Source organism: Kaarinaea lacus (assembly GCF_975902315.1).
The window spans coordinates 1-5,544 of the sequence record NZ_CDLKIE010000181.1; the positions used below are offsets into that span (position 1 = coordinate 1).

Annotated in this window: 4 protein-coding genes; 3 read left to right on the forward strand and 1 reads right to left on the reverse strand. The window is 48.1% G+C overall.

Translation table 11 applies throughout. From position 1 onward, the window contains the following. Nucleotides 1-2,347, reverse strand: a 2,347-nt coding sequence (gene rne / locus ACWVCM_RS05255) for a ribonuclease E (RefSeq protein WP_455200669.1), incomplete at its 3' end; no start/stop codon positions are given. A gap of 393 nt (nt 2,348-2,740) precedes the next feature. Here rne and rluC point away from each other — a divergent pair. The 3 genes from rluC to ACWVCM_RS05270 all read left to right on the forward strand — a co-directional run. Continuing rightward, nucleotides 2,741-3,712 (forward strand): 23S rRNA pseudouridine(955/2504/2580) synthase RluC, encoded by a 972-nt coding sequence (gene rluC / locus ACWVCM_RS05260; protein WP_455200670.1) that lies wholly within the window; start codon nt 2,741-2,743, stop codon nt 3,710-3,712. 18 nt (nt 3,713-3,730) lie between these two features. After that, entirely contained in the window at nt 3,731-4,393 is a 663-nt protein-coding gene (locus ACWVCM_RS05265) for an HAD-IA family hydrolase (protein WP_455200671.1), read from the forward strand. Between the two features lie 93 nt (nt 4,394-4,486). Then, on the forward strand, nt 4,487-5,544 hold a 1,058-nt coding region (locus ACWVCM_RS05270; protein ID WP_455200672.1), incomplete at its 3' end, for a S49 family peptidase.

The following is a 5,544-nucleotide window of genomic DNA, read 5'->3' on the forward strand; positions in this document are numbered from 1 at the left end:
CTGCAGAGGATGCCCCCTGATCTTGCGACTCAGCCGGCGATGTTATAGCTGTGCTATTTGTTTGACTCGTTTGGCGTGATTCCGGTGTTGATGATTCGCGATTCTGACTGGCAGTACCGGAATCCTGCTGTTGCCCAGGGCTACTTTCCGATGCTACTGGTTGAGACGGCTGGGCCACACTGGATTGGTTTTCGCTTTGACGAGATTCATAATTCGATCGAGCTTCTGTTTGGCGTTCCTGGGAGCCACCATTAGACGCGGACGCGGCGGTTCTGTCTTTTTTAGATTCGCCTTCGCGACGTCTGCGTCGTCCGCCACGACGGCCGCGACGAACATTCCGTTCTTTTCCTGAATCAGATTTTGATTCCGGCGCTGCTTGCGTTGATTGTGCCGACGCAGCCTGTTGTTCCTGCTGGCCAGTAGATTGCTCAGCGGCAGCTTGTTGATCAGTTTTACGCTCTTGTCCTTGCCGACCACCACCTTTACGATCGCGACCACCTGAATCCTGGCGGCGTCCACCCTCGCTACGACGTTGTTGTTGCCGTTTACGTGAACCTTGCCCGGATCTTTGTTGCCCGCCACGACCGCTACTCCGTTGTCGACGGTGTGGTGACTGACGGGATGGTGGTGGTTTGCTGGCTGGTTTTTCTTTCTCTTTTTCTTCTGGTGCACCAAACAAACCATTCAGAAAACGCTTCAGGATACCCGGTTTGCTGACTGCCTGAGGGGGTGGCGCAGGTTGCGTGGGAACCACAGATTTTACAACGGGTTCTTCAATCGGCGCCTTTTGTGTTTCTGCCATTGATTCTGGCGCTTCCTCGCGTTCTATAGTCATTTTATAACTGGATTGAGCGGAGGCTGTCTGGCTGACTTCGCTGGTTTTCACACGCTGAATTTCATAGTGCGGCGTTTCGAAGCTTTCGTTGGGTAACAAAATTAGGGAGATCTTTTGCCGCTTTTCAATTTCCAGCAATGCCTGGCGTTTTTCATTTAATAAATAGGTCGCCACATTAACCGGAAGTTGAATCACAATCTTCGCGGTGTGTTCTTTCATGGCTTCTTCTTCGATGAGACGCAATATCGAGAGTGCCAGTGATTCAGTACCGCGAACCGTGCCCTGGCCCTGACATCTAGGGCAGACCACCTGGCTGGATTCACCCAGTGAAGGTCGCAGTCTCTGGCGTGACATTTCCAGAAGACCGAAACGGGAGATGCGCCCAATTTGCACACGGGCCCGGTCCATTTTAAGCGCTTCTCTTAAGGTATTTTCCACTTCCCGTTGATTGCGATTGGATGTCATGTCAATGAAATCAATGACAATCAATCCGCCAAGGTCGCGTAAACGCAGCTGCCGAGCGACTTCCTCGGCTGCCTCACAATTGGTATTCAGTGCGGTCTCTTCAATATCGCCGCCCTTGGTTGCCCGAGACGAGTTGATATCTATGGAGAGTAGTGCCTCGGTATGATCCATGACGATGGCGCCACCGGAAGGCAAACGGACCTCCCGTTGAAACGCGGTTTCTATTTGAGATTCAATCTGAAAGCGGGTAAATAATGGAACCTTCTCCTGGTAAAGTTTCACTTTTTCCAGGTTGTGCGGCATAACCAGTTGCATGAACTCACGGACGCGATCGTAGGTTCCGCGTTCGTCTATGATGAGCTCGTTAATATCGCTGCGCAGGTAATCACGCAGTGCGCGGATAATAACATTACTTTCCTGGTAGATAAGAAAGGGTGCTTCGCGTTCACCGGCCGCTTTTTCACACGCTTCCCAGAGCTGAAGCAGGTAATTCAAGTCCCACTGCAATTCTTCGGCGTTTCGGCCAACGCCGGCGGTGCGAACGATAATTCCCATATCTAGCGGGATATCCAGTGCTGCCAGTGCATCTCGAATTTCCTGTCGGTCGTCACCCACGATTCGGCGAGAAACCCCGCCTGCCCGTGGATTATTAGGCATGAGGACTAAATAACGACCAGCCAGGCTGATAAAGGTGGTGAGCGCAGCGCCTTTATTACCACGTTCTTCTTTTTCGATCTGAACGATGACTTCCTGGCCTTCCTTGACCACATCCTTGATATTGATGCGACCACCGCTTAAATCGACGGAAGGATCAAAATAGGTTCGTGAGATTTCTTTCAGAGGGAGGAAACCATGGCGTAGACCACCATAGTCAACAAATGCCGCTTCGAGGCTAGGTTCCAGTCGCGTGATACGACCTTTGTAAATATTAGCTTTTTTCTGTTCTCGACCGGCGGCTTCTATATCTAAATCATATAACCGTTGGCCATCCACCAACGCGACACGCAACTCCTCAGGCTGAGTTGCGTTAAACAACATTCTTTTCATTGTTTTAATCTCTCTCGGCGCTCATACCTCGCATCCCTTCCTCTCCGGGATAGCGCTTGCTGAGAGCTGTACGCCTAGTACTTATGCTTGTTCTTTATGGCTACTAGCAATAGGCTTGTGGATAATTCGTTGAGTCCACTAAGCAAGCTCACACGCAATAATGGTTGATCCGCAAGGGAGCGCACTACGTTATGTTAAATTTATGACAACTACTTGATTACTGTATACTTTGCATCCGTGTTAGAACGGATGCCTGGAATTCTATTGGAATTCACTTTCTTACGTAATTTCAAAGCTATCCCGCTTGTATTTGTTGACTATAGCAGTTATATCAGACTTCGACAATGTCAACAAAATAGATATCAACTTTAAGAGTCCACACTAACAGGGCGCATGGAAAAATCTGTAGAAAAACCTTATATCGTCGAAATTAGTGACGAAAGAGCTGGCCAACGAATAGACAATTTCTTGGTAACCCATTTGAAAGGTGTGCCCAAAAGTCGTGTCTATAGACTGTTGCGCAAGGGGGAAGTTCGCGTCAATAAAGGGCGTATAAAGCCCGATTATCGTTTGAAGATAGGAGATAACGTAAGAATCCCTCCAGTTCGCGTCACAAATAAGGAAGATCACGCACAAAGCCGGCCATCTCAAAGTATTCTTTCAGCCATTGAAGCATCCATTATTTACCAGGAGCAAGGTTTATTCGTTATCAACAAGCCTGCGGGCATCGCCGTTCATGGTGGGAGCGGCATTGACCACGGTGTCATTGAGGCAATGAGGATTCTGTTTCCTTCAGAGCAGCACCTGGAACTGGTGCATCGATTAGACCGGGATACATCAGGCTGTTTATTAATTGCCAGGAAACGCAGCGTGCTGAAACGACTCCATGAACAACTTCGAAATAACGGTATTCGAAAAACTTATGTGGCCCTGGTGAGAGGACGTTGGACAGGTGGTAAACAAACCATTGATGCGCCGCTGCGCAAGAATACCCTGAAATCCGGAGAACGTATTGTTCGCGTTGATCCCGAGGGCAAATCAGCCCAGAGTATTTTCAAGCCGATTAAAAGCTATGCAGATTCAACCCTCATGGAGATTGAACTCATTACAGGTCGTACCCATCAAATACGAGTACATGCGAGTCACGCCGGTCATCCCATTGCAGGCGATGAAAAATACGGCCAGCGTGGTTTTAACTTATCCATGAAGGAACGTGGGTTGAATCGATTATTTTTACATGCAAAATCGCTCAGTTTTGCCATGTCGGATTCCGATAATATGATCACTGTGGTGGCCCCACTGGGATCCGAACTGGAGCAGGTGCTGCATAATTGTGAACATGCGATAACATTAACCAGGACATAACGGGAAAGGTAATAGACAGTGCAGCAACAAATAGATTTGGTCATATTTGACTGGGATGGCACGCTGATTGATTCTCAGGCAAACATTGTCCAGTGTTTACAATGGATGAGTCGTGATCTTGATTTACCTGAACGCACGGAAAATGAGCTGAGTAACATCATCGGGCTTGGTTTATATGAAGCATTAAGTACCCTGTATCCTGACAGCGATCCACAAGACTATCCACAAATGGTAGACCGCTACCGTTATCATTTTTTTAGCAGTGATCCTTCGCTGCCATTTCCTGGCGCTGAAGATGTACTGTCTCATTTATCGAACAATGACTATTTACTGGCCGTCGCTACCGGAAAAGGAAGACGCGGATTAGACAAGGCGCTGGACAGCACCGGATTTCGGCAAATGTTTCACACCACACGCTGCGCCGATGAAACGCGTTCCAAGCCACATCCACAGATGCTGGAAGAAATTCTGGATGAGCTTGGCGTAGAGCCGCAGCGCGCCGTAATGATTGGCGATACTGAGTATGATTTGCATATGGCCAATAACGCAGGTGTGCATGCAATCGGTGTGAGTTATGGCGTTCATGATAGCGATCGACTGCAGCAATGCGAGCCAGTTGCCATAATTAACGAGATTCGTGCTTTACTTAATTGGTTGAATGGCGAGAAAATTGCAGTTTGACCCAGTAAGGACCGAGCATAATCAATCTCATTCTGATTAATTTTTATCTGGAGTGATAGCCATTCGTTCCGACAGCAAAGGACTCATTTCATAATGACTGAAGACGAAAAGAAACCATTCAATCCTGAAGGGAAAAGTAACGATGATACTGAGTCGAAAGACGGTGATTCAGGCGGGTCGGAGGGTAAGGAAGCTTCCACTCCCTTGTCCTACGAGCGATACGACGATGCTCAGGATCCATGGACACAATCAGCCTCAATAGATCAGAAAAAACAATCGGGATCTTCAACAGGTCCTGGCTCCAGAACCGACAAACCAAAATCCGCTGGTGTATTTGCTGGTAAAGGCAAGAACAAAGTTGATTTGTCAGACGAACACTGGGATCGTGATATCCTGAATCGCCTGGCTTTTGCCACCTTAAATGAACAACGTCGCTCGCGCCGCTGGAATGTGTTTTTCAAGGCGCTGGCGTTTATTTATGTTGGCGCACTCCTGTTTTATATCCCTTCAGATCTGGGTCAAAAAGGAATTGCTGGCGGAAAACACACCGCGATTATCGAAGTGACCGGTACTATTGCTGCGGATTCGGAAGCTAATGCAGATAACATCGTCGGTGGATTGCGCGCAGCGTTTAAAAATAAAAATACCGCCGCGGTAATTCTGCGCATCAACAGCCCTGGTGGTAGTCCGGTTCAGGCGGGTTACATATATGATGAAATTAAGCGCTTGCGCGCCAAGTATCCCAATACCAAACTATATGCTGTTATCGCTGATATGTGTGCCTCAGGTGGATATTATATCGCAGCCGCAGCCGATGAAATTTATGCCGACAAGGCCAGTATCGTCGGTTCTATTGGTGTATTGATGAATAGCTTTGGTTTTGTGGAAGCCATGAAGAAAGTTGGGGTAGAGCGCCGTTTAATAACTGCCGGTGAACATAAAGGTGTACTGGATCCTTTTTCTCCCATCAACAAAGAAGAATTGAAACACGTGAAGTCATTACTTGACGGTGTGCATCAGCAGTTTATCAAGGTTGTAAAAGAGGGACGTGGCGACCGTTTGAAGGAATCACCCAAGCTGTTCAGTGGCCTGTTCTGGAATGGTGAAGAGGGTGTAAAGCTTGGCCTGGTAGATGGCCTGGGTAGTTCAAG

Bases quoted from the DNA above. Each gene is read 5' to 3' on its own strand.
- rluC (WP_455200670.1), top strand. From the start codon at position 2,741: ATGGAAAAATCTGTAGAAAAACCTTATATCGTCGAAATTAGTGACGAA.